This is a genomic window from uncultured Chryseobacterium sp. (genome assembly GCF_936933875.1).
Lineage (GTDB): Bacteria > Bacteroidota > Bacteroidia > Flavobacteriales > Weeksellaceae > CAKZIK01.
Genome location: NZ_CAKZIK010000029.1, coordinates 105,978 through 131,903 on the forward strand (window position 1 = coordinate 105,978; position 25,926 = coordinate 131,903).

Below are 25,926 nucleotides of genomic sequence, written 5' to 3' on the forward strand. Positions count from 1 at the left end.
TTTATATATTTGTTTAGAAAGCTGAAGCAGATTTCATTTTTATTACCTTAAAAATTTAAATTAAAAAATTATGTCATTAACAGAAGTATTACAAGAAGGAAACTATCATTTAATTGATGTTCGCGAAGCAATGGAACTTGAAATGGACGGCCATATCGAAGGTGCACAAAATATTCCTTTAGGAGAACTGGAAGACAGAAAACAGGAAGTTGTTAATCTTTCCGGAACCAAAATTTTCTTCTGCAGAAGCGGAAACAGAAGCGGAAAAGCGGTAGATTATTTTAAATCTCAGGGAATGACCGATGTTTACAACGGAGGTGGTTATGCCGATATGAAGGAAACTTTGGAAAGCCTTTAGGTAAAAATAAAAAATCCTTTCGATTGAAAGGATTTTTTTATTTAGAGAAAGTCGTGATAATTTGCTTCTTTGTATTCCTTCAGCAATTTTTCGAAAACTTCTTCCACCGGCAAAATTTCATCAATTAAAGCGGAAACCTGCCCAATTTCGAGTTCGCCATCTTCCAAATCGCCTTCGAACATTCCGCGTTTCGCCCGCGCTCTTCCTACAGTTGCTTTGAGCGTTTCTGCATCGCGACCTGTTTCGTATAGTCCTTCAATATCATAAAAGAATTTATTTTTAACCAAACGAACAGGAGCTAATTCTTTTAAAGTGAGTTGCGTATCGCCTTCGTTGAGCTGCGTAATCTTTTGCTTCCAATTGTCGTGCGAACTTGCTTCCGCAGTCGCAGCGAATCTCGACCCAATCTGAACACCATCTGCACCGAGAATCATGGCTGCTTTAATTTGTGCTCCGGTTCCAATTCCACCCGCTGCAATTAATGGTGTAGAAATGTGTTTTATAACATTTGGAATCAGGCAAAAAGTTGTGGTTTCATCACGGCCGTTATGACCTCCCGCTTCAAATCCTTCTGCAACAATGGCATCAACTCCAGCTTCTTCGCATTTCATCGCAAATTTGGTGGAAGAAACAACGTGAGCAACCGTTAACCCTTCTTTCTTTAAAGTTTCAGTATAGGTTTTCGGATTTCCGGCTGAAGTGAAAACAATCTTCACTCCTTCCTCCAAAATAATTTGGATAATTTCTTCAATATTCGGATAAAGCATCGGAACATTCACACCAAAAGGTTTATCTGTAGCTGCTTTACATTTCTGAATATTTTCGCGCAAAATATCAGGATACATACTGCCGGCTCCAATAAGACCCAAACCGCCGCAATTGGACACCGCAGAAGCCAATTTCCACCCTGAATGCCAAATCATTCCACCCTGAATGATGGGATATTTGATGTCGAAAAGTTTGGTAATTCTGTTCTGCTGTTCGCTGTACATTTTTTCCGCGATTCCGAAATGAATAAAGTTGCTCATGGAGTAAATTTACGGAAATGCTGAATAAAAGCGCAAGTTTTAAAGGCCTTTTTTTCGGCGGCGGCAAAGCCGCCGCCGAAAAAAAAATCGTTCAATAAAAATTCAAACAAAAAAAATCTCCGAAAAAATTTCGGAGATTGTATTTTACTGTGTAATTGCTGTTTTGTTCCAGTTGGTTTTAAACTGACAGTCTTTATATCGGTTATCGATGGAGATAAATGTATTGGGTAGTTTTTCGTTCACCCATTTTTCTACTATCTCGCCTTTTTTCTTGTTGAGTGCAAGATTTCTTATTCTCTCATAATCCGTAGTAATATCCAATTGGTGAGCCGGAATTACATCATTAACTTTAACCAATACTACTGTTTTTCTGTCGTTAACAGCATCGTCATAAACATCAGTCATGTCACCTTTGTTCAAACCTGCAATTTGGTAAGCCATTGTTGGATTAAGACTCATTTTTTCAATTTTGTCACCTTCTTCGCTTGCAATAATTCCTGCATTAAACTTAGTAGTTTTATCATCCGAAAATTTGAAAGCAGCTTCTTTGAAAGTCATTTTTCCATCGGCAATCAAGGTTTTAATACTGTCGAGTTCTTTTTTAGCTGAAGCTATTTCCTCTGGAGTGGGCTCAGCTTTTAGAAGAATATGTCTCGCATCATATTGCTTTCCGCTTTTCTTCACTAGCTGAATGATGTGATACCCAAAATCAGTCTCAACCGGTTCAGAAATTTCACCTTCCTGAAGGTTTAAAGCAGCAGCTTCAAATTGCTTCACCATTTTACCTCTGGAAATATTGGTGTAAAGTCCTCCATTTGCTGCAGAACCTGGGTCTTCAGAATAAATTCTTGCCTGAGATTCAAAACTTTCTCCGTTGAGTATGTCCTGCTTTATTTTTTTAAGCTTGGCTTTCAGTTCGTCTTTATGTGCTTCTGTCAGTTTAGGATACATCATAATTTGCGAAAGAGAAACTTCGTCTTTCACTTCAGGAAGCTGTGTTTTGTACTGGTTGAAGAAATCCGTTACTTCGTTTGGTGTAACGTCTGCTTTTTCAGTAATTCTCGCATATTTCTGTCCACCGTAATAATTATCGGTATCAATTTTTTCGATGGCATTTTTCATCTCGTAAGACGTACGGAATTTGTAAGCATTCAGCATTGTTTTTTCATCCGGAAACTGCCCTAGAATTTGGTTATACTTGTTATCCGCCATTTCTTTAATGGCTGCACTTCTGTTTTCAATTAATGTATCTCTTTTTGCTTCATAAATCAACAGTTTGTTGTTTACAACGCTTTCCAAAAATTCGCATTTGTCGGAAACATTCATTCCCTGTTGCTTAGAGTAATTCATTTGATCAATAACATCAGACTCCAAAACAATTTCGTTACCAATAACCGCTGCAATACCATCCACCAAATCTCCTTTCTGAAGCTGCGCCTGCATTTTCACTGAAAAAACTGTGAACATCAACATCAAAACAGAAAGTAGTTTTATATTTTTTACCATCTTAAAAATTTAATAAGTTGCAAAATTAGAATTCTAATTGAATTTTGCTGTATTTTTTTTTATAATTATTTCTTAAAATTTTTCTCCAAATCATTAAGAAAAGCAGGTTCTACCACAATTTTGGTTTTTGCTCTTTGGGTTGCAATGGTTTCCTGTAATTTTTGCTCTATAACTGCATCATTTAAAAGCTCTTCTGATTCTTTCTGCGTCATTTGTTGTTCCGGTAAAATATCATCAATTGCAATTACCAAAGTTCTGTCTCCCAGTTTTGTAGTGTGAACACCTTTTTTGAAAGGAACATTATTTTTCACGAAAACATCAGCATTTTTTTCCATTTTTCCGTCCTCAAAATGAACGAGAATCTGGTTTTTATCATTCAGTTTTCCATAATATTTCTTCTTTAGTGCTTCCCAGTTTTTAGCATCCTTGATTTCTTTTTCAATCTCAGATTTAAGCTTTTCATCTGCAAGAATGGCAACTCTACCCTGTGCTCTTTGCTCCCACATATATTTGCTTTTGTTCTTAGTGTAATAATCTGTAAGCCATTGTGGATGCGCATCTACTTCTTTCTTCAAATATTCAGAAAAAATATAATCAGAGTAGATACTTCTTTTATAAAGATCCAGTTCTTTTTTAATTTCGGGTTGATCCGCAAAATCTTCAGAATAAGATGCTATAACAAACTGACCTGTCGTGTAATCAATTAATTCCGGCCATTGATCTGCTGGAATTTTATCCAAATCCTTAACTTTTTCTGTCAAACTCTTCTTCAGATCACCAAATTTCATCTGATGATTATTGTACTGATACAGAACTGCATTATCATTTTTAAAACCATTGAAAGCCGCGTAAGAAGTTCTGATTGTTTTTAAATCTTTCCCCTCTTTATATTGAGGTGAAGCTTTTAGCTGATCTGTAAGTCTTTGCAGCAAAACATCGCTGTAATTAGAATTCAGCATTTCTCTTTTGAAAAGTCCTTTCGATTTTTCGTTTAACTGATACGGAACAATATCATAGATATTGAAAATATAATAACGGTTGTTGATTAAAATCGGTTCAGAATAATAACCAACAGGTTTTCCTTTCAGTGCATTATATACTTCATCCGGCAAAGTTGGCGAACCTAGAACTGCACCACCATTGTTGATTTCGTTTTCATTGGAACCGAATTGCTTCGTTACTTCCAAGAATTTTTTGCCCGATTTCAAAGCAGCATAGATGTCTTCCTTCTGTTTTGCAGCTTTTTCATCATTCGCATAAGAAACAGTTCCGAACACCACATAACCCAAACTTGGTCTTGTATTGATTAATTTTGCAAAACTTACGCTTCCGGAATTGTTGTACAACTTCGTATAGCTTCCCGGTTTTGCATTTACTAAGTCGGTGTACATTGAAGGCTCGATAAGACCGGGTTTAATGTACATTGCAGGAGCATCCTGTTTCACATAAGTTTTTACAGCAGCTTCCATCGAAAGTTTACCGGAAACTACATCATTATACACTTTCTGATAATCAGTTTTGTCATCTGCCTCTTTCTGTACAACAAAAAACAAAGCGTTTCTTTCCGTTTGATTTTGTTTTACATAATCCTGCAAAAGTCCGTCGAACATTGCTTTAGGATAGAAATTAGCTTCACGAAGTTCTCCTTCTCTTGCTGCTAATCTGTTTTTGAAATAGCTTAAAGTATCAGCTTTTTTTTCCGCTGCAAACTGCTGCAACAAAAGAAAATCCTGTACGCTTTTCATTGTTTTTTCAACTCCAACATTTTGAAGTCCGTAAAGATTGTCTTTCTTAAAATCCTGTAGCGAAATACTGTCTTTCCCTACAATCATGTATTGTGCAGAAACAATTCCCGATAGAAAAAGTGCTGCAATTGCAATATTTTTTTTCATAAACATTAAAAAAACTGTTTACTGAAGATAAGTTTTAGATGTAAAAGTTAAAATTAAACGGTAACGTCGAAAGTGGTAAGTTCCTTAAACTGACGGATTCTTCCAATCATTTCGCCTTCGGAAATTTCTTCCAAACGCTCGGTTCCGAATTTTTCTACCGTGAAAGAAGCCAATGCAGAACCCACAATAAGCGCAGATTTCATCGTTTCGAAATCGAAATCGCCTTTCTTCGCCAAATACGCTGCAAAACCTCCTGCGAAAGTATCTCCGGCTCCGGTTGGATCGAAAACTTCTTCTAAAGGAAGCGCAGGAATTGCAAAAATTCTTCCATCATGGAACAATAAAGCACCGTGTTCACCTTTTTTGATAATCACGTATTCCGGTCCCATTGTGTGGATTTTTTTCGCTGCTTTTACCAAAGAATATTCTCCGGAAAGCTGTCTTGCTTCTTCGTCGTTAATAGTAATGACGTCGGTTTTCTTAATCATCTCCATCAAAGTTTCCAAAGCAGTATCCATCCAGAAATTCATGGTATCTAAAATAACCAATTTCGGTTTGTTCTGCATTTTTTCCAAAACAGAGAGCTGAACTCCAGGATGAAGGTTTCCTAACATCAAAACTTCTGCATCTTGCATCGTTGCAGGAATTTTTGGGTCAAAATCCGCCAAAACGTTCACTTCTGTTGCCAGAGTATCTCTTGAGTTCAAATCATTATGATATCTTCCGCTCCAAAAGAACGTTTTTCCGTCGGGAACAATTTCAATTCCATTGATATCAACGCCTCTGTTTTGCAGCATATCCAAATCAGACTGTGGGAAATCTCCTCCTACAACAGAAACAATTCCGGATTTTACTCCCAAAATTGATGATGCCAAACCAATATAAGTTGCTGCACCTCCCAAAATTTTATCCGTTTTTCCGAATGGTGTTTCAATCGCATCAAATGCTACAGAACCTACTACTAAAAGTTTCATATTATTTTTTGTTTTATTCTAAATATTTAATTATCAATTATTTCCACTCGAAAGTATCAATCATGTGGAGCATATCTTTTTTAATGTAATCTACCGCCGGAGCTAAAGAATCCGGTTTTGGTCTTGTGTTGAAATAAAGGTTCGCCGTAACATAATGTTTGGTACTGTCCGTCACAAAAAACTGAATATTAGAAGCGGTTTGACCTTTGAGCTCATAAAAATTTCCATACACTTTTCTTTCAGGATAGCTGAAAGATTTTGTGTCGATTGACGAAGCTTTAATGGTATGTTCGTACACCATTTTCTCGGATTCCTTTACGTGAAGCGCAAAATCATTTTTAATGGGAAAATAGGTGATAAAAACTTTGGCTTTCATTTCCGGATAGTTGATGTAGTACCAACAAGGGTTTTTAGCGTCGGTAACTTTCGAAAAATCAGAGTATTCGAAACTAAAAGAACAAGGTGAAGAAAATTTCAGATATTTCGGCTGCGGATATTCCAAACGGAGTTCTCCGGAAGGTTTTGGCTTATAATCTTCGCCACAGGAAACCAAAATTACCGCTAATAAAATGAAAATGAGTTTTTTAAACATTGCGCAAAAATACAAATTAGATTTCAGATTTTAAACAGAAGATTCGTCATGATTTTTAATGAAATTTTAAACGCAGTGAGCACAAAAATTTTCGAAAATTTTTTAGTTTAAAGACGCAAAGGCGCTTCGCTTAGCAAAGTTTTATTTTTGAAAGTTTTCGACTTCGCTAAGACTGACAATTCTTATAAACAATATCATTAAAAAGTGTCACACTGAGCGAAGTCGAAGTGTATTTAATTATGATTACTGCTAAGTGAAGCGCCTTTGCGAACTTTTCAATTTGAAGGTTTGCAAAATTTCCTTGCGATCTTTTCAATTAAGAATTTTCAAGTATATTCAAATATTTTTCAAGCGGTTTTGGGAAAGATTTTTGATGAGATTCTTCTATATTTACCATTAAGAAACCTTCTTTTTCGGCAAATTTGATGAAATCGCTTTTCTTTTCAATATTCACTTTAAAAATATCTATTGAAAGATTCCTGTGAGTGAGTTTATGTGAAACAGAAGTTTGATTTTGTATCAACCCTTCCCAATTTTCCGGTATTGAAGTTGGAAACTCGTACAGTTTTTTCCAAATATCGCTTTCGTCGCGTTGCTTAATTAAAAACTGATTTCCACATTCAACAAAATAATATTTCAGCTGAAGTTCTGTTGGTTTTATTTTTTTTGATTTGAATGGGAACTGCTGAATTTTTCCGATTTGAAAAGCAAGACAATCTTTATGTAAAGGGCAATCTTCACATTTCGGATTTTTGGGTTTACAGATTTCAGAACCTAAATCCATCATGGCTTCATTGAAATGTCCGGCTTCATTTTCGGGCATCATTCTTAAAGCGATTTCAGAAAAATAATTGAAAGCAGAAGTATTTGAAATATCAAAATCATCAGCAAAAACTCTTGAAAGAACGCGGTGAAAATTTCCGTCAACTGCAGGAATTTTCATCCCAAAACAAATGCTGGAAACTGCTGCAGCAGTATATTTTCCTACTCCTTTCAGAGAAAGAATATCTTCATATTTTTCGGGAAATTTTCCATCGAATTCTTTAATAATTTGTTTCGCGGCTTTGTGAACATTCAACGCTCGGGAATAATAACCAAGTCCTTTCCAATAAAGCAAAACCTCGTCTGTTTCAGCGTTCGCCAAAGTTTCAACATCGGGAAAACGTTCGATAAAACGGTTGTAATGATTCAATCCCTGTTCTATCCTGGTTTGCTGAAAAACGATTTCGCAAATCCAAATTTTGTAAGGATTTTTGGTTTTTCGAAATGGCAAATCGCGGCCATGAATTTTATACCACGCCAATAATTTTTCACCAACATGAAGAAAATCAGCGTTTTGTTTTTTAGGTTTCAAAAATTGTTTTTATATTTGCACACCAAAAATATAAATAAATACAGGAAATGACAAAGGCAGAATTGGTAAACACAATCTCAAACAAATTGGGTACGGAAAAGAATGAAACTCAGAAAGTTGTAGAAGCGTTCATGCAGGAAATCAGAACTTCTATGTACAACGGAGACAATGTATATTTAAGAGGTTTCGGTTCATTCATTATCAAAACCAGAGCAGCAAAAACGGGAAGAAATATCTCCAAAAATACAGCAATCGAAATTCCTGCTCACAATATTCCGGCTTTCAAACCTTCAAAAACATTTGTTGAGAAAGTAAAGACCAAAGTAGCAGTAAAATAACCTATTGAAGATAAATTAGTTAAATAAAAATTTTTAAATTATGCCAAGCGGAAAGAAAAGAAAAAGACACAAGGTAGCAACTCACAAGAGAAAGAAAAGAAGAAGAGCGAACAGACATAAGAAAAAATAATCTCTTCGGGATTTTAAACATATATAATATAGTTGGTGTTTTTAGTTTTTACAAATTTCACCGACTATATTTTTGTTTTTAAACACTTTTCTGAGATTAATTTCACGCTCCAAAATCACCTTCCTTTTAAGGTTTATGGAAAGATGATTTCACCTTAAACAACAAGCAAAACCTTAGAAAAAGCAATGAAGAAAGAACTGATTATATCACATGAAGATGAGCAATCCAAAATCGCTCTGCTCGAAGACGGCCGCTTGTTCGAATTACACGAACAGGAGGATAAAACCGACTTCGTGGTGGGAGATTTATTTATCGGTAAAGTAAAAAAACTGGCACCCAACCTTAACGCAGCTTTTGTAAGCATCGGTTACGAAAAAGATGCTTTCCTGCATTATCAGGATTTGGGACCGCAGTTTTTAACGTACAAAAAATTTCTGAACGACACGGTTTCCAAAAAACAACAGACTTCTTCGCTGAAGAATTTTGAAATCCAAAAGGAAATCGACAAAAACGGAACTGTTGACAAAGTGCTTGCAAAAGACGACAGCGTTCTGCTTCAGATTACCAAAGAACCTATTTCGACAAAAGGCCCGAGAATTTCTACCCAAATTTCTCTTACCGGGAGATTTCTCGTTCTGATTCCTTTTGACAAAAGTGTTTCCATTTCCAAAAAAATTAGCAGCGCAGAAGAACGTGAGCGTCTTAGAACGCTTATCGAAAGTATTAAACCGGAAGGTTTCGGCGTAATTATCCGTACTGTTGCGGAAGGCAAAAAAGTTGCTGAACTGCACAACGATATGAACCAACTGGTTCAGAAATGGGAAACAACGTTCAAAAATATTCAGAAAAATAAGGTTCCGAGCAAAGTTTTGAGTGAAGAAGACAAAGCTTCCTCTATTTTGCGCGACAACTTCAATGCAGATTTCGTGAACATTATTTGCGATGATGAGCAAATGGTGAACGACATGAAAAATTATATTGAAGTTATTGCTCCGGAACGAAAAAACATTGTTCAGTTCTACGATTCTCACATTCCGCTTCTGGAATATTACAACGTAGAAAAACAGTTGAAACAAAGCTTTGGGAAACACGTAAACATCCCAAGTTCGAAAGGTGCCTATTTGGTGATTGAACATACTGAAGCACTGCACGTTATCGACGTGAATTCCGGAAACAATATTTCATCTGGAGCTACAGCCAACAAAGAACACGCTTTATACGTGAATAAAATGGCTGCTACAGAAATCGCAAGACAGCTTCGTCTCCGCGATATGGGTGGAATTATTGTTGTTGATTTTATAGACATGACGAATCCGGAACACCGAAAAGATTTGTACGAACACCTGAAAGAAGAAATGAAGCGCGACAAAGCGCGACACAAAATTTTACCGCCAAGTAAATTTGGACTCATCCAAATGACGCGACAAAGAACGCGTCCCGAGAAACAAATCGAAACCAAAGAAGAAAATCCTAACGCAGACGGAGAAATTATCGCTCCAATTGTCGTGGTGGAAAGAATGGAAGAAGACATCCGAACAATTATGCAGAAAGAAAAAGGCAAACTGTTCCTGCATGTTCATCCATTTGTGGAAGCTTACCTTTCGAAAGGAATTAACAGCATCCAAATGAAATGGTTTTTGAAGTACAAAAAATGGATTACGATTATTCCGCGTGATTCCTTTAAATATTTGGAATACAAACTTGTCAACTCGAAGAAAGAGGAATTGATGAGTTATTCGAATTAATTTGTTGGATGATGGATGTCTGATGATGGATGTCTGATGATGGATGTCTGATGATGGATGATGAAATTCGAAGTTTTAAAATATTTCCGCCGCAGTTTTTGTGGCGGATTTTTTTATTAGGTGCGTTAAACGCAAAGGCGCAAAAGAAATCATTTAATGGTTCTGTTTTTAAGGCGCAAAGATTTTGACTTCGTCAAAATTTATGATACTTAGCTTGTCACGCTGAGGCTCTCGAAGCGTTTTTACACTAGCAATTAACCGCTCATTTGTCATTACGCAGGAATCTCAACCATCATTTTGCGTTATTTGGGCTAGATTCCTACGGAATGACAAACTTTGAGAAAACTTTGGCTTATGTCTTCAAACTTCGTGTTTCCATATTCAAGCATAAAACTTCCATCTTCCAAATTCCCACAAAATTTTAACCTTTCATTAAAATAAAATTGGCTTCCAAAGCGTTAAATTTGTTCTATGAAAACTTTTGGTCGGGATTTAATTAAAAAAATACAGGAAGCTGAACTACAGGGAGAAAATGCACACGCAATATATTCTCCACCCTATCGTCCGCTTTTTTCTTACGAGGAAATCCTCACCAAAAATCCAAAGTTTGCTGCAGTCAACATTCTGCTTTATTTAAAAGATAACGAATGGTACTTTCCGTTGATGGTTCGCACTGAAAACGAAAGAGACCGTCACAGCGGACAAATTTCACTTCCCGGTGGAAAAAAAGAGGAAGATGATAAAACTTTTGAAGATACCGCAAAACGCGAAACTTCTGAAGAAATGGGAATTGATGAACATTATGTGAGAATTATCCGCGAAATGTCGCCTATTTATATTCCGCCAAGCAACTTTTATGTGAGACCTTTCGTTTCGTACACCAAAAAAAATCCCGAATTTATTTTACAGGAAGCTGAAGCCATGGAACTCATAGAATTCCCTGTTTCGTCATTATTAAATCTCACAGAAACGCCTGAAATGATGGCTTTGCCAAGTGCGAGAGGTGTTGAAGTCCCCGTAATTAATTTCAACGGATATATTATTTGGGGCGCCACTTCTATGATTCTAAGCGAATTCAGCATATTGCTGAAAAATTTGTAAGTTTGTAAGATTATGTTAACTTGAAAAATGGCGAAGAAAAACATATTTACCGATGCCTTTGGAAACCTGTATTTCCTTAAAAGATTAATTATTTTTATTTTAGGGATTGTTTCTTACAGAAGGTTCAACGGTTTTAATAAACTGAAGATTTCAGGTACCGAAAATTTAGTGGATTTACCGGACTCTAATGTCCTTTTCGTTTCCAATCACCAAACCTATTTTGCAGATGTTGCAGCGATGTATCATGCATTTTGTGCGGTGAACAATGGCTATCTCAACACCATTAAAAATCCTGTTTATTTGCTGAATCCTAAAGTAGATTTCTATTACGTCGCGGCGGAAGAAACGATGAATAAAGGTTTCATGACCAAAATTTTTAAACTGGCAGGAGCTGTAACGGTGAAAAGAACGTGGAGAGCGGAAGGACAAAACGTAAACCGAATGGTGGACATGAGCGAAGTGGACAATATCATGAAAGCTTTGGATAATGGTTGGGTTATCACATTTCCGCAGGGAACTACGTCTGCTTTCGCACAGGGAAGAAAAGGAACAGCGAAACTGGTTAAAAATCAGCGTCCAATTGTAGTTCCGATTAAAATAAACGGCTTCCGTAGAGCGTTTGATAAAAAAGGACTTCGTGTAAAAGTTACCGGTGTTAAGCCAACGATGGAATTTAAAGCACCTCTTCATATTGATTATGACCATGATGATGCGCAAACTATCCTTACCAAAATTATGTATGCGATTGAGCAAACAGAAGATTTCAATATCTTGCACGAGTATGATGAGGAACGCAAAGTGCAGAAAGAAGAAATAAAAACCATTTAATGCAACAAAAAAGTATATAATGAAAAACCTTTTGATTATCCTTGCTGTCTTCGTTTTGGCAGCTTGTAACAGCCAGAAGAAATATTCCGAATTCGATATCAGTTATTCCAAGAGCGGAGGTTTTGCCCCGATTTATGAGAACCTTTTGCTAAATGGTAAAAATGTACACTATTCTTTCGAAGGACACGGAAAAAACATCAAAAAAGATTTTAAAATTACCGATGCGGAAAGAAAAGTAATTGAAGATGCCATTACAAAAAATAATTTCCGCACCATCCAGGAAGACAACAAAAAACTGTACGATTATATCGCAACTTCCATTAATGTAAAATACGGAAGCCAGAGCGCAAGTAAATCCGACGGAAGTTATATTATGCCTCAAGACCAAACAAGATGGAATAACGTAGTGAAGGTTTTCACAGATTTAATCAAAGCTAAAAACCTTAATCCATAATCATTTTGAGTTTAAATTTAGAACGTTTCTCCAACAAAACCCGCGTCGTCATTTCCGGCAAAGAAGACAGAAAGCAAGTCTCAGAACTGTTGCTTTTCGTGATTAAATTTTTAGGAAATAACATAGATTATATCACAGAAAAACAAAACATTGTTCTTGGGAACGATTTCGTCGTTTTTGAAGTTGATGAAAATCACGATGATTTCCTGAGCATCAAACCCAATATCGCAGCAATAACTGGAAATGAGGATGATTCAGAAAAAATTGAATTACTTCTGAAAACCATTACTCCGGGTGGAATTTTAATCTATAATGAAGAGGATGAAAATCTGAAGGATTTGGTAGAAAATGCAGAAAATTATTTCAGACGGATTCCTTACAAAACACCTGCTTTTCAAATTTCAAACCAAACCATTTACCTCAATACAGATTTGGGAGAAGTTCCTTTAAACTTCGCTGCAGAAAACATTTCTTTTGTTTCCGCGGTGAAACATCTTTGTCAGCATATGGGAATTCAGCAGGAAGAATTTTATGAAGCGCTGATGAATTTTGAGGGATAATTTTTTTCAAATACATTCGTAACATCCTCCCTTAATTGGTTACTAATTTTCTATGATAACCAAACAACACGCGGTTCAAACACTTTATTGGATTTGCATTTTTATCGTTTCGATTTCAATGGTCGTTTATGGTGTTGCAAAACCTTTTCAGTTCGAAAGTTTTGATAAAGCATCCAACCTTAATGTCTCGGAAGGTCACAAAATAATGTGGACGTTTTACAGCTACACGAAAGCTTATCCTATAATTATAGGGATTTTTGAGGTTATTGGAGGAGTAAGTTTGCTGTTCAACAGAACCAGAATTTTCGGTTGTTTTATTCTCATCACCATTTTAGTCAATATTATTTTGCAGGATTATTTCTACGAAATTGTAGCACTCAATTCCGCGATATTCTATTTAATTCTCGTCTTCATTATTTTAATTATTGATTTTAAAAAAGTGCGTGTAATTCTTACCGAACTCTTTAAAAGCGCTAGAAAAAGAAACAATTACCTAATAGTTATTATAGCTTTTCTAATTGCGTGCGTCATTAAGTTTTACGAAACCCGAATGATTTAAAATTACCGAAACTTAAGCTTAGGAAGCGTTTTTATTTGGTCTTAAAAAAATATTATCTTTACGGAAAGACCAAAAAGTAAAAAATGCGTTATCATCAGTCAGGGAAAATTCCTCAGAAAAGACATACCGTTTTTAAATCCGAAAACGACCAATTTTATTACGAACAGCTTTTCGGAACCGAAGGTTTTCACGGGATTTCGTCGTTGCTTTATCATACACACAGACCAACGCAAATTAAGTCTATCAGCGAACCGAAAGACGTAACACCTAAAATCGCGGTGGACAAAAACGTGACGCCGCGAATGTTTAAAGGAAAAAATATAACTCCCGAAGACGATTTCCTCGACAGCCGAAAAATCCTGATGTTGAACAACGATTTGAAGATGGGATTGGCAAAACCGCGCAAATCGATGGATTATTTCTACAAAAATGGTGAATGTGACGAGTTGCTTTTCATCCATGAAGGAACCGGAGTTCTGAAAACTTTTGTAGGAAACCTCGAATTCTCTGTTGGTGATTACCTGATTATTCCCCGCGGAACGATTTATCAGATAGAATTTAATACCGAAAACAACGTGCTTTTCGTTCTCGAAGCTCACTCTCCTATTTATACACCAAAGCGTTACAGGAACGAGTTTGGGCAACTTTTAGAGCACTCACCTTTCTGCGAAAGAGATATCGAAGCACCAACTTTTGTGGCTCCCATCGATGAAAAAGGCGAATTTCTCATTAAAGTAAAAAAAGAAAACCAAATTTGGGATTTCATTTACGCAACACATCCTTTCGATGTTGTAGGTTGGGACGGCTACTTTTACCCTTTCAAATTCAATATTAAAAACTTTGAACCAATTACGGGTCGTGTTCATTTGCCACCGCCAATTCACCAAAATTTTGAAGCACACAACTTTGTAGTTTGTTCTTTTGTGGCAAGAATGTACGATTATCATCCTTTGGCAATTCCTGCTCCTTACAACCACTCCAATATTGATTCTGACGAAGTTTTATTCTACACTGAAGGCGATTTCATGAGCCGGAACCATATCGATTTGATGGATTTCACCCTTCATCCTGGTGGAATTGTTCACGGTCCTCATCCTGGAGCCATGGAACGAAGCATTGGCAAAAAATTTACAGAAGAATATGCTGTTATGGTGGACCCTTTTCGTCCTTTAAAATTAACCGAAGAAGCGATGAAGGTGGAAGACCCAAGCTACAAAACATCTTGGTTGGATGAACCCGAAAATTTTCTTGGAGACCGCAGTCAGGAATAGAAACTGACTTATCTCATCTTGAAAAACCCGCAGATTTTCAGTAAATTTGAATAGGTATTAAAGCCAAAAATAACTTCAAAAATTCTAACGCAATGATAAATTATGTAAGTGTTGAAGAAGCAGTATCTGTCATCAAAAGCGGCGACAGAATCTTCGGACACGGAAGTGCATGTACGCCCAATATTTTCTACAATGAATTGGCAAAACAGGCTTCACGTTTGAAAAATGTGGAAATGGTCTCGATCACACAACAAGGCGATGTAGAAATTGCAAAACCTGAATACAAGGACAGTTTCTATATCAATTCTCTTTTTACCTCAACGCCGGTTCGAGCAGCTGTAAATTCTGAAAACGGCGATTTCGTTCCGATTTTTTTAAGTGAAATTCCAATTTTGTTTAAAGAGGGTCACCTTCCGTTGGATGTGGCGATGGTAACAGTCTCTCCACCCGATGCACATGGTTATTGTACTTTAGGAACGTCTGTAGATGTTGCAAGAGGAGCTGTAGATTCTGCGAAAACTGTCATTGCGATTATTAATCCAAAAATGCCGAGAACTCATGGTGATGGGATGATTCACATCAGCAAATTCAGCAAAATTGTGGAGAATGATGACGACCTTCTAACCATTGATTATGGCGAAAAAGTAGGTGAAGAAGAAATGTTGATTGGTAAAAACGTTGCCGAACTTATCGACGATAAAGCGACTTTACAAATGGGAATCGGAACTATTCCTGATGCTGTTTTGAAATGCCTTGGAAACCACAAAGATTTAGGAATTCATACCGAAATGCTCAGCGACGGCGTTATTGATTTAATTGAAAACGACATTGTAAACAATAAATACAAAGGAACCCACCTGAACAGAACCATTACAAGTTTCTGTTTCGGAACGCGCAGACTGTATGATTTTGTGGACGATAATCCTTCAATAGCATTTATGGACGTTCAGCATGTTAATTTCCCGATTAACATTATGAAAAACAAGAAAATGCACGCGATTAATTCGGCCATCGAAATTGATTTAACCGGTCAGGTTTGTGCAGATTCCATTGGAACTTTTCAGTTCAGCGGAATTGGCGGACAAATGGATTTTATGCGTGGTGCCGCACTTTCAGAAGGTGGAAAACCAATTATGGCGATTTCTTCCAGAACCAAAAAAGGCGTGCCGAGAATTGTTCCGTTCCTAAAACAGGGAGCCGGAGTTGTTACCACAAGAGGACACATCCATTACGTTTGTACAGAATTCGGAACCGCATATCTTTATGGTAAAAGCTTGAGACAGAGAGCTAAAGCATTAATTGAAATTTCGCATCCGGACGACAGAGAAATGTTGGACAGAGCAGCTTTCGAAAGATTCAAAGTAGCATTATAACCAAAATCATGAATATAAAAGTCCCGGAAGTTATTTTCGGGATTTTTGTTTCTAATATGAATCTTTTAAATTCATATTAAGTAACAACATCATTTTTTCATCACTCTTAATTTTCGTATCTTGGCGATAATAATTTAAAGTAAAAAAAGAGGAAATGTCAACACTTACTTTTGCCGAAAAAATCGCACAGGCAGAGAATTTTCTACCAATTAACGGTACAGATTATATTGAATTTTATGTAGGAAATGCCAAACAAGCGGCACATTTTTACAAAACTGCGTTCGGTTTTCAGAGCGTTGCGTATGCAGGTCCGGAAACTGGCGTTCGCGACAGAGCTTCTTACGTTGTACAGCAGGGAAAAGTGAGATTAGTTCTTACCTCCGGCTTAAAATCCGATTCTGAAATTTGCGAACATCAGAAAAAACATGGCGATGGCGTGAAAGTTTTAGCACTCTGGGTAGATGATGCTTACAAAGCTTTCGAAGAAACTACAAGCCGTGGTGCAAAACCATACATGGAACCAAAAACCATCAGCGATGAGAAAGGAGAAGTGAAAATGTCCGGAATTTATACTTATGGCGAAACCATCCACATGTTCATCGAAAGAAAAAATTATAGCGGCGAATTTATACCGGGTTACCAAAAATGGGAAAGCGATTACCAACCGGAAGACGTAGGTTTGCTTTACGTTGACCATTGTGTTGGGAACGTAGGTTGGGACAGAATGATTCCTGTGGTAAAATGGTATGAGGACGTCATGGGATTTGTGAATATTTTGAGTTTTGATGACAAACAAATCAACACCGAATATTCTGCATTAATGTCCAAAGTAATGAGCAACGGAAACGGTTACGCCAAATTCCCAATTAACGAACCTGCAGAAGGAAAGAAAAAATCTCAGGTTGAAGAATATTTGGATTTCTATGAAGGAGAAGGCGTTCAGCATATTGCAGTAGCTACAAAAGATATCGTTCATACCGTTACAGAACTGAAAAAACGTGGTGTTGAGTTTCTTTCTCCACCCCCGGAAGCGTATTACGAAATGGTTCCTGAAAGAGTTGGACACATCGATGAAGATTTGAAAAAATTACAGGATTTAGGAATCCTAATCGACTGTGATGAGGAAGGTTACTTGCTTCAGATTTTCACAAAACCTGTGGAAGACCGCCCTACTTTGTTCTATGAAATTATCGAAAGACACGGCGCACAAAGTTTCGGAGCCGGAAATTTCAAAGCCCTTTTCGAAGCATTGGAAAGAGAACAGGAAAGACGAGGAAACTTATAATTAAATACATTTGGATTGGTTTTTGCACAAGCCAATCCAAATTCTTTTATTACCCTTATGAAAAAATTACTTTTTGCTACCCTACTTTTAATTTCCGCAGTTGGACTGAAAGCTCAGTACGGTTCCATCAATGCTATTCTCGACCGATTGGAAGAGAGAAAAGGCATCAACCAAAACCTTAAAGATGAAAATGTTGACGACCGAAAATTTGTTATGGTAGAGGATTTTGATGACCATACCGAAAGAAAATTCATAGTTGTAAAAGGCAGTCAGGCAACTTTTGTGGAAATGTTTGATGACAAGGCAACCGGCAAAAGCTCTTCCAACGTATTTTCAGGGGATGTGGTGAGAACACAGCACAATATTTTGTCTTTCCGTTTTGATAAATTGGAAGGCCAAAAAATTTCAATGCCTATCGCAAAAACTTTGCTTATGACGAAACAGAAAAAAATTCTTTATCTGGTTGATGTCAACACCAAAGAAAGATGGATTGACGAAGCTAATTTTGGAGAAGCCAAATAATATTTACAATTATAAAATACTGAAAGTCCAAAGGTTTTAATCTTTGGGCTTTCTTTTTGGATGTATTAAAAACGCTTCGACTTCGCTCAGCGTGACAGTTAGCCTTTCATCAACCTCATTTTCAGCAATGTCATGCGGAGAGAAGTCGAAGCATTCATCTACTGTTCATAAAATTTAAAATTCGTAAATTTCAGCATAATACTTTTTTAATGAAATCATTTGTAGATTATCCTCAGAATTCAGATTTTTCTATCCACAATATTCCGTTCGGAGTAGCAGTTTTTAATAAAGAATACATTGCTTGTGCAACAAGAATAGGCGATATCGTGGTCGATTTGGCTACCCTTTTCGATTACGGATATATTGATGATGTGGAAGGTTTGCAGGAAAACGTTTTTGAAGCCTATACTTTAAATGAATTTATTGAACTCGGCAAACCCGTAACCAAAGCAGTCCGTCTGAAAATTCAGGAAGTTTTGTTGGAAGGTTCAAAACTCGCTAATGACGAGAAAACCATTGAAGAGTGTTTCTACAATTTGGATGAAGTAAAAATGCTCATGCCACTTCACATTCCAAATTACACGGATTTTTACAGCAGTATTGAACACGCCACCAACGTTGGAAAAATGTTCCGTGACCCGGAAAATGCCTTACTTCCAAACTGGAAACATCTTCCAGTGGGTTACCACGGAAGAGCTTCTTCCATCGTAGTTTCGGGAACAGATATTCACCGTCCAAAAGGACAAACGAAACCTGCAGATGCAACTTCACCGGTTTTCGGACCTTCAAAGCAGCTTGATTTTGAATTGGAAATGGGTTTTGTTCTCAATCAAAACACCGAAATGGGAGAAAGTATTTCCGTTTCCGAAGCAGAAGATTCAATTTTCGGAATGGTACTTTTTAACGATTGGTCTGCAAGAGATATTCAAGCTTGGGAATATGTTCCGCTTGGACCGTTTTTAGCCAAAAATTTTGGTAGCTCGATTTCTCCATGGATTGTTACTTTAGAAGCTTTGGAACCTTTCAGAACTGTTTCGCCAAAACAGGAACCTGAAGTTTTAGATTATTTAAAATTCGAAGGAGACAAAAATTTTGATATTAACCTTGAAGTTTATCTTCAACCCGAAAATGGCGCAGAAAATTTGATTTGCAAATCCAATTACAAATTCATGTACTGGAATATGTCGCAACAATTGGCGCATCATACCGTAAATGGCTGTAATATAGAAGTTGGAGATGTTTATGCTTCGGGAACTATTTCCGGAACAACAGAAGATTCTTTCGGTTCGATGCTGGAACTGACTTGGCGTGGACAAAATCCTTTAAAACTTTCCGACGGTTCTGAAAGAAAATTTATTGAAGACAACGACACCATCATTATGCGAGGTTTCGCTGAAAAAGATGGAATACGTGTAGGATTTGGTGAAGTTGAGGGAAAAATTTTACCGGCGAGGTAATTTTTAAAACTTAAGTCACTTTAGATTTTTTTTATCGATCTGTATAAAATCTTCCGCCAAATTAATTTATGAAAACCATCAACCCAAAAGATATTTCCCCGGTTCAGCTGCAAACAGTAATGCAAACGGCGATTTCACCACGTCCGATTGCGTTGGCTTCAACGATAGATAAAGACGGAAACCCAAATCTTTCGCCTTTCAGTTTTTTCAATATGTTCAGCACCGTTCCACCGGTTCTGATTTTTTCTCCAGCAAGACGCGTTCGCGACAATACCACAAAACACACTTTGGAAAATGTTCTGGAAGTTCCGGAAGTTGTGATTGGAACGGTAAATTTCCCTATCGTTCAGCAAATTTCTTTGGCTTCTACGGAATATGGAGATGATGTGAACGAATTTGTGAAAGCTGGTTTAACAATGAAAGAAGCAGATTTGGTTCAACCCAGATTGATTGAAGAATGTCCTGTCAACTTCGAATGTAAAGTTTTAGAGGTAAAACCTTTAGGAACTGAAGGCGGCGCCGGAAATTTGGTGATTTGCGAGGTTCAAAAAATTCATATTCGTGAAGAATATTGTGATGAAAACGGCAACCTCGACCAAACAAAACTCGACATGGTTGCAAGATTGGGTTCAAACTGGTATTCCATCAGCAATCAAGAAAGTTTGTTTGAAGTTCCGAAACCTTTGGTTACCAAAGGAATTGGCTTTGATGAACTTCCGGAAAACATCAGATATTCAAAAATATTTACCGGAAACGATTTGGGAATGCTCGCCAATGTGGAAGAACTTCCGGGAGTAGATTTTTATGCTGAAGAACACATTCATCAGGAAGCACAAAAGTTTCTTTTGGAAAACCGAATTGATGAAGCGTGGAAAACACTGTTGAAAATTTAGAAACCAGTCACGAAAAGTGGCTTTTTCACTTTAAATTATGCGCATTGCTAGTTCCTGCAATCATTTGGTTTTATTTCGAAAACTATTATAACAGAGCCATGGATAGCTTTGGATGTAACGGTTTGTTTATCACACTTATTTCCCTTGCAATCTGGTTGCTGTTCTTATTCATTGAGGCATTTTTACTTTACGACAGGAAGAAAAAGAAAAAACTGCATGCTAATTTGGTGTTGATATTTTAAATTTTAGTATTTTTAGGAATAGCATTTTTTATAAACTAATCACCAATTTCTATGAAAAAAATCTTTATTCTTTCTGCAGCTCTTTTATTCGCAATAAGCTGTCATGTTCCTGTTCATCAGGATTATCAGGGAACGAGCAAATCTTTGGTTTTTACCCAAAAGAAAAAATGGCTCATCAATAATATGTATTCTGATCTGAATCAGGATCAACGTGAAACTTTAAACAACGATGTTTTCGAAACTTTTGAAAGATTGAGCAACGGGAATGCTACAAGATTGAGTACGGCGCAAAGAAACGCGCTTTTGCCAGGAAAAATATCTTTCAGTCCTTCATTGGAAGAAATTCAGTCCCTTTCCAATTCCGATTATGATTATCTCGTGAATGTTTATACTAAAAAAGTTCACGACCAAATCGGGAACGTGGAAATCGACCGACCTTTGCAATACAGCAAAAACGAGGCTTTTGCTGAAGTTGAAGTTTACGACCTTAAAACTTCCAAAAGAATCTATTTTCAGAAAGCAAGTTCAATGACAAATTTGGAGGGAAAGAAACTCATTGACAATAGAGATTATACCACAACTCCACAAAAACAACCAAAAGAAGGTCCTTTTTTAAATTATTCTGCTTCCCAGCTTTCAGCCAAAAATTTAAAGAAGATTTTAAAAGACATCGAAAAATATGCAGTAAAATAAAAGGAGCGAAATTCGCTCCTTTTTTATTTTAAACCAAATGGTCTTCGTCCTGATTAATCTCGAGATTGTTTTTTAAATCCGGATTTAAGCGATAGAACTTTGCTTTCTTACTTCGCAAACGGATATTCAGCATCTCTACTGCTAAACTGAACGCTAAACAGCTGTAGATAATATTTTTGCTTACATGTTGGTGAATACCTTCTGCCACCAACATTACTCCAATTACCACTAGGAACGATAGAGCCAACATCTGCAAACTTGGGTGTTTATTGATAATTCTTGAAATTGGTCCTGCAAAAGCCATCATAATTCCAATGGAAATAACCACCGCGATAATCATCAAAACAACATTATCCACCAAACCAACAGCTGTTAAAATAGAATCGAGTGAAAAAACCATATCAATCAAAATAATCTGAATAATGACCATCGTCATCAATCCGGAAGCTGCAGAAGAAGATTTTGGAGCGTGATGAGGTTCGTCCACCTGCATTTTACTGTGAATTTCAAAAGTACTTTTAGCAATAAGGAAAATTCCTCCAATCAGAAGAATGATATCTTTCCAGCTTAAAGCCAGAGGTGCATTTGTTATGGGGTCTTCCATAAAAGGTATCGTAAATACGGGATCTTTCAAACCAATAATCCAGTTGATCATCAGCAAAAGAATAATTCTGAAAATCATCGCAAACGCAAGACCTAGATTTCGTGCAAATTTTTGTCTTTCTTTTGGCAGTTTATCCGAAATAATCGAAATGAAGATGATGTTATCAACTCCCAGTACAATTTCTAAAAAAGTAAGTGTTAATAGGGAAATCCAAATCTGAGGTTCGGCAAAATTGGGAAATTCCAGTGCAGAAAATATATCCATAATTTTTTTTTTGTTAACTGCGAAAATACAACCATTTTTTCAGCAGTACAAAAAGAAAAATCCGCAAGATCGCGGATTCTTTATTTGTACAGTTATTCCATTTTGGTTAATGGCGATTCTCGGAAGGCATCTCTCCGTTCCGAACAGGGATCATTTACTGGAGTTAAAAAAGTTTTAAATTCTGCTTTTTGCCTTAATACCCAAAAACTTCCTCCACAGTCAGTTCCTCAAAACTTCCCATTTTTTCCAAAGCTTTCATATCCAGATTTTCTCGTTTACCAATGATAGCAACATTGAAATCAATCGGTTTGATTTTTTCATTGTAGAATTTGGTCAATTCTGATAAATCTAAATTTTGGATTTCATTGAACATATCTTTTCTTAAATCGTAATCAATACCCAACTTTTTGAGTCTTAAATGATTAAAGAAAATATTGGTTCGTGTTATCCGACCTGAAGCCAACTGTTTCAGTGCCGCATTTTTGGAATTATTGAACTGAATTTCATATTGCGGAAGCTCGTACATCAATTCATTCATCGTTTCCACAGCAATACCGAGTTTATCAGGTTGAGTTCCGATATAAGTCGTCACATAATCAGGATGTTGCAACTCCAGATTGGCTTGATAAGCAGTATACGCAGAATATGCCAAACTTTTACTCTCACGAATTTCCTGAAAAACAATGGAAGAAAGTCCACTCCCAAAATATTCGTTGAAGACATTAATTTTCCCGAAATCTTTGGTTTCCACTTCTTTTCCACGACCAATTTTGCTCATTTCCATCTGAACCATATCGTAATTGACGAAATACACTTTGCCTTTTGTTGCCGGTTCCGGATAATTTTTTCTGGTTGGAATTTCAAATTCCTGATTTTGAATAAACGGTTTTGCATCAACTTTAAATTTCTCAAAATCAACACCGTAAAAGAAAATCTCATAAGGAAATTTGAAAATGTTTTTCATTTTCTGGGTTAAATCTTCGCAACGGATTTCAAACAATCTTTCTTTGGAAATCACATCTCTCAAACGGCTTTCACGACCGAATTTCGCATAGGTTTGAACGGCCGTCATAATCCGCGTTTTGTCTTTTTTCGCTGCGTCCCCGCTTTCCAAAATCGTTTGAACATATTTTTCATACACTTCCTGATCCGGAACTGCATTCTGAAGCCAGTGATGGAGCAATTCCATTCCCTTTTCCAGATTTTCTTCGAGTCCGGTTAAAGAAATTATTAATTGATCCGGCGTCGTTTTGAAATCATTGGAAACACCGATTTTAAAGAATTCCTGCTTCAGTTCTTCCGTCGAAAATTTGTCAGTTCCCAAATACTGTAAAACCATGGTCGAAAGTGAAAGTTCTTTGTCGTGATCGCTTCCAAACGGGAAAATATAGTGAACCTGCGCAATATCGTTGTATTTGTTTTTTACAAAACTTATTTTCTTGCCATTCAGTTGTTCTTCCTTTATTTCTTTCTGATAATCAATAAATTCCGGTTGAATATCTTCTGATTTTTGTGCTAAAATTTCCTTTAAAAACTCCGATTTTTCATCGCGGTTAATTTTCACCGGAGTAATTCCCGGATTTTCAACGCGAATCAGGTTTTCGTTCACGCCTTTTTCCTTGTAAACCGCCACATAATTGTCTTTGAAAAATTCAATGGCAAAATTTACAACATCATCTTTCGTCACTTTTTGGAAACGTTCCATTTCATCGAGTTCCTCTTTCCACGATTGCTTTCTGATAAAGGTTTGATAGAGATTTGTCGCCAAACCATCTGCAGTTTCAAGACCTTTTAATATTTGAAGTTTGAAATCGTTCACAATTGCAGGGAGCATCCAGTCCGGGAAATCTCCTTTTTTCACCTTCTCAATTTCTTCTAAAAGCAATTGAACGCCATCGTCCAAACTTTGGTCTTCCTTCGGAACAATCACTGCAGAAATGTATCCATATTGGTTAAAACCAACAGAAAATGCCGTTGCATAAAGTGCTTTTTGAGCATTGTTGATGTTCAAATCCAATAATCCAGCTTCTCCTCTATTGCTTAAAATATTGGCAACGATATCCGCTAAAAGCCATTCTTCAGAGCCATAACTGTCAGTTCTCCAAGCCAACTGAACACGCGGAATTGTCGGACTTTTCACGGTTCTTTTATGAATTTCCGTTATCGGTTTTTCCACAGGTTTGATTTTTGCAGGCAATTCGCGGTATTCAAACTGGCCAAAATACTTGTCAACCAATTTTATGGTTTCATCAAACTCCAAATCTCCCACCAAAACCATTGCATAATTATTGGGAACATAAAACTCTTCGAAATATTTGTAAATCGCCTTCATTGAGGGATTTTTCAGATGTTCCGCTTTGCCCAAAGTAGTTTGCTGACCGTTCGGATGTGTCGGAAAAAGCATTTCCATCAACATGTAATTCACCAAACGATAATCGTTATCCTGAGCTCGGTTGAATTCTTCATAAACACTTTCCAGTTCGGTATGAAAAAGACGCAAAACCATTTCTGAAAACCGTTCTTTTTCAATTTTCAGCCATTTTTCGAGCTCATTATTAGGAATATTGTTTTTGTAAACCGTTTCGTCGAGCCAAGTGTGTGCATTCGTTCCGGTGGCTCCAAGTGAAGAAATGCATTTATCATATTCATTCGCAATCGCAAACTGACTGGCTTTTTGGGAAACCTCATCAATCTTTTTATAGATTTCTCTCTTTTTTTCAGGATCGTTTTCGGCTTTGTGAAGTTCAAAAAGTTCTTCCAGTTGCTCTAAATATCTTTTTTCTTCCTTCCAGTTTTGCGTTCCGATTTTTGACGTTCCTTTGAACATCATATGTTCTAAATAATGAGCCAAACCGGTGTTGTTTTTTGGGTCATTATTGCTTCCCGTTCTCACCGGAATATAGGTCTGAATTTTGGGCGCGTCGAAGTTCTGTGCGAGGTAAACTTTCAGTCCGTTTTTGAGGGTATAAATCCGGACATTATTTTCGTCATTCGTGACTGTTTCGTAAGTAAATCCGTTGCTGTCTTTATGTTGCTGAATTGTGTGATATTCCAAAAGTGTTTAATTTTTTATTATTGTCTGGTAGTTTTCGAAGTAATTTTTCATCTTAAAATCATCGAAAATTTCAAATTTTAGTGTTAAAACAAAAATTTAAAGTAAATTCTAATTTTAGTAATATAACCTATCTGATTTTTATTTAATTACAGGTATTAATTATAAAGTATATTGAAGTCATTCTAAACAATTTTTTAACAATTTTATTCTGATTATCTATTAAATTTTAGTCTTCTAATGTTTACCTCAATCAATTTATTTTGAAATCTTTAAATTCTAAATAAATTTGAGAGAAGGTGTTTAATTTTTCAAGCGAACTTAAATCAATAAAAACTCTATCAAAATTCTTCAAATAAAATCTGTCACTTCCCTACTCCATTTTGATTGAATTTTATCTTCAAAAAAGTTCAAAACAAGAGAACAAATGTAATGAAAAATCAGCGCCGGATTGCCCAAAACGCTGACTGTTTTTTCTGTATTTTCGAGCAAATGAAAACGTGCAAAATAATCTCAATCAAATAAAAGATTACCACGTCATTCGTTCCTCATTCCTCGTAATGACAACTCCAATTAGAGCAAGTCGTCATTCCATAATTTAATAGTATGTTTTGCTACAATTCCTTCCAAAACAAACGGATCGTCTTTCACAAATTCTTCAGCAGATTCCATTATCACGAAAAATCCCCATCGAACCTTCACCGGGATTTCCGAACGGGCCAATTCCGATTACTCTTCCCGCTTCTGCAAATTCGTCAACTCTCGCTTTGTGACGCGGATACACCTCCATAATTTTGTCCATGGTCGCATCTGCTGCCGACTCGTAGAACACTACTGCTTTCATATATTTT

24 protein-coding genes are annotated in these 25,926 nt (G+C 36.6%); 15 read left to right on the forward strand and 9 right to left on the reverse strand.

What is annotated here, in order from left to right; genetic code table 11:
• Nucleotides 1–70: 70 nt before the first annotated feature.
• Nucleotides 71–358, forward strand: a complete 288-nt coding sequence (locus tag Q0252_RS04960; RefSeq protein ID WP_297984405.1) for a rhodanese-like domain-containing protein — start codon at nucleotides 71–73, stop codon at nucleotides 356–358.
• Between the two features lie 41 nt (nucleotides 359–399).
• Here the strand turns inward: Q0252_RS04960 and Q0252_RS04965 are convergent, their stop codons facing one another.
• The 6 genes from Q0252_RS04965 to mutY all read right to left on the reverse strand — a co-directional run bounded on the left by Q0252_RS04965 (nucleotide 400) and on the right by mutY (nucleotide 7,704).
• Nucleotides 400–1,386, reverse strand: a complete 987-nt coding sequence (locus Q0252_RS04965) for a nitronate monooxygenase (RefSeq protein WP_297984407.1) — start codon at nucleotides 1,384–1,386, stop codon at nucleotides 400–402.
• Between the two features lie 144 nt (nucleotides 1,387–1,530).
• A complete protein-coding gene (locus Q0252_RS04970; protein WP_297984455.1) occupies nucleotides 1,531–2,859 on the reverse strand; it encodes a peptidylprolyl isomerase in 1,329 nt (442 codons plus the stop codon).
• A gap of 98 nt (nucleotides 2,860–2,957) precedes the next feature.
• Nucleotides 2,958–4,784 carry a peptidylprolyl isomerase gene (locus tag Q0252_RS04975; protein ID WP_297984409.1) on the reverse strand — a complete coding sequence of 609 codons (1,827 nt, stop codon included), beginning with the start codon at nucleotides 4,782–4,784 and terminating at the stop codon, nucleotides 2,958–2,960.
• 53 nt (nucleotides 4,785–4,837) lie between these two features.
• Complete coding sequence (locus Q0252_RS04980) at nucleotides 4,838–5,758, reverse strand: PfkB family carbohydrate kinase (RefSeq protein ID WP_297984411.1); 921 nt, start codon at nucleotides 5,756–5,758, stop codon at nucleotides 4,838–4,840.
• A 37-nt stretch (nucleotides 5,759–5,795) separates the two neighbouring features.
• Nucleotides 5,796–6,350, reverse strand: a complete 555-nt coding sequence (gldD, locus tag Q0252_RS04985; RefSeq protein WP_297984413.1) for a gliding motility lipoprotein GldD — start codon at nucleotides 6,348–6,350, stop codon at nucleotides 5,796–5,798.
• Nucleotides 6,351–6,666: 316 nt separating this feature from the next.
• Nucleotides 6,667–7,704: an A/G-specific adenine glycosylase gene (mutY, locus tag Q0252_RS04990; RefSeq protein ID WP_297984415.1), complete on the reverse strand. Its 1,038-nt coding sequence runs from the start codon at nucleotides 7,702–7,704 to the stop codon at nucleotides 6,667–6,669.
• A gap of 47 nt (nucleotides 7,705–7,751) precedes the next feature.
• On the opposite strand from mutY, the gene Q0252_RS04995 reads away from it, so the two are divergent.
• From Q0252_RS04995 to Q0252_RS05060, 14 genes are all read left to right on the forward strand, one after another.
• Nucleotides 7,752–8,042: an HU family DNA-binding protein gene (locus tag Q0252_RS04995; RefSeq protein ID WP_297984417.1), complete on the forward strand. Its 291-nt coding sequence runs from the start codon at nucleotides 7,752–7,754 to the stop codon at nucleotides 8,040–8,042.
• Nucleotides 8,043–8,357: 315 nt separating this feature from the next.
• The gene (locus tag Q0252_RS05000) at nucleotides 8,358–9,917 is read left to right on the forward strand and encodes an Rne/Rng family ribonuclease (RefSeq protein ID WP_297984419.1); all 1,560 of its coding nucleotides are present in this window, start codon (nucleotides 8,358–8,360) and stop codon (nucleotides 9,915–9,917) included.
• A gap of 471 nt (nucleotides 9,918–10,388) precedes the next feature.
• Nucleotides 10,389–11,018: a CoA pyrophosphatase gene (locus tag Q0252_RS05005; protein ID WP_297984421.1), complete on the forward strand. Its 630-nt coding sequence runs from the start codon at nucleotides 10,389–10,391 to the stop codon at nucleotides 11,016–11,018.
• Between the two features lie 27 nt (nucleotides 11,019–11,045).
• On the forward strand, nucleotides 11,046–11,846 hold the full coding sequence (locus Q0252_RS05010) for a 1-acyl-sn-glycerol-3-phosphate acyltransferase (protein ID WP_297984423.1): 801 nt from the start codon (nucleotides 11,046–11,048) through the stop codon (nucleotides 11,844–11,846).
• Between the two features lie 19 nt (nucleotides 11,847–11,865).
• A complete protein-coding gene (locus tag Q0252_RS05015) occupies nucleotides 11,866–12,300 on the forward strand; it encodes a hypothetical protein (RefSeq protein ID WP_297984425.1) in 435 nt (144 codons plus the stop codon).
• A gap of 5 nt (nucleotides 12,301–12,305) precedes the next feature.
• Nucleotides 12,306–12,860 carry a Mur ligase gene (locus Q0252_RS05020; RefSeq protein ID WP_297984427.1) on the forward strand — a complete coding sequence of 185 codons (555 nt, stop codon included), beginning with the start codon at nucleotides 12,306–12,308 and terminating at the stop codon, nucleotides 12,858–12,860.
• 52 nt (nucleotides 12,861–12,912) lie between these two features.
• Nucleotides 12,913–13,419, forward strand: a complete 507-nt coding sequence (locus tag Q0252_RS05025) for a hypothetical protein (protein ID WP_297984428.1) — start codon at nucleotides 12,913–12,915, stop codon at nucleotides 13,417–13,419.
• 83 nt (nucleotides 13,420–13,502) lie between these two features.
• Nucleotides 13,503–14,690, forward strand: a complete 1,188-nt coding sequence (locus Q0252_RS05030; RefSeq protein ID WP_297984430.1) for a homogentisate 1,2-dioxygenase — start codon at nucleotides 13,503–13,505, stop codon at nucleotides 14,688–14,690.
• A 92-nt stretch (nucleotides 14,691–14,782) separates the two neighbouring features.
• A complete protein-coding gene (locus Q0252_RS05035) occupies nucleotides 14,783–16,063 on the forward strand; it encodes an acetyl-CoA hydrolase/transferase C-terminal domain-containing protein (protein ID WP_297984432.1) in 1,281 nt (426 codons plus the stop codon).
• A gap of 154 nt (nucleotides 16,064–16,217) precedes the next feature.
• A complete protein-coding gene (hppD, locus tag Q0252_RS05040) occupies nucleotides 16,218–17,348 on the forward strand; it encodes a 4-hydroxyphenylpyruvate dioxygenase (protein ID WP_297984433.1) in 1,131 nt (376 codons plus the stop codon).
• A gap of 57 nt (nucleotides 17,349–17,405) precedes the next feature.
• Nucleotides 17,406–17,870 (forward strand): hypothetical protein, encoded by a 465-nt coding sequence (locus Q0252_RS05045; RefSeq protein WP_297984435.1) that lies wholly within the window; start codon nucleotides 17,406–17,408, stop codon nucleotides 17,868–17,870.
• A gap of 209 nt (nucleotides 17,871–18,079) precedes the next feature.
• The gene (gene fahA, locus Q0252_RS05050) at nucleotides 18,080–19,327 is read left to right on the forward strand and encodes a fumarylacetoacetase (RefSeq protein WP_297984437.1); all 1,248 of its coding nucleotides are present in this window, start codon (nucleotides 18,080–18,082) and stop codon (nucleotides 19,325–19,327) included.
• A gap of 68 nt (nucleotides 19,328–19,395) precedes the next feature.
• Complete coding sequence (locus tag Q0252_RS05055; protein WP_297984439.1) at nucleotides 19,396–20,220, forward strand: flavin reductase family protein; 825 nt, start codon at nucleotides 19,396–19,398, stop codon at nucleotides 20,218–20,220.
• 293 nt (nucleotides 20,221–20,513) lie between these two features.
• Nucleotides 20,514–21,155, forward strand: coding sequence for a hypothetical protein (locus Q0252_RS05060; protein ID WP_297984441.1), 642 nt, complete (start codon nucleotides 20,514–20,516; stop codon nucleotides 21,153–21,155).
• 28 nt (nucleotides 21,156–21,183) lie between these two features.
• On the opposite strand, the gene Q0252_RS05065 is transcribed toward Q0252_RS05060, so the two are convergent.
• The 3 genes from Q0252_RS05065 to Q0252_RS05075 all read right to left on the reverse strand — a co-directional run bounded on the left by Q0252_RS05065 (nucleotide 21,184) and on the right by Q0252_RS05075 (nucleotide 25,919).
• Nucleotides 21,184–22,023 (reverse strand): TerC family protein, encoded by an 840-nt coding sequence (locus Q0252_RS05065; RefSeq protein WP_297984442.1) that lies wholly within the window; start codon nucleotides 22,021–22,023, stop codon nucleotides 21,184–21,186.
• Nucleotides 22,024–22,216: 193 nt separating this feature from the next.
• Nucleotides 22,217–25,078, reverse strand: coding sequence for a pitrilysin family protein (locus Q0252_RS05070; RefSeq protein WP_297984443.1), 2,862 nt, complete (start codon nucleotides 25,076–25,078; stop codon nucleotides 22,217–22,219).
• A gap of 655 nt (nucleotides 25,079–25,733) precedes the next feature.
• On the reverse strand, nucleotides 25,734–25,919 hold the full coding sequence (locus tag Q0252_RS05075; protein ID WP_297984444.1) for a hypothetical protein: 186 nt from the start codon (nucleotides 25,917–25,919) through the stop codon (nucleotides 25,734–25,736).
• Nucleotides 25,920–25,926 lie beyond the last annotated feature (7 nt).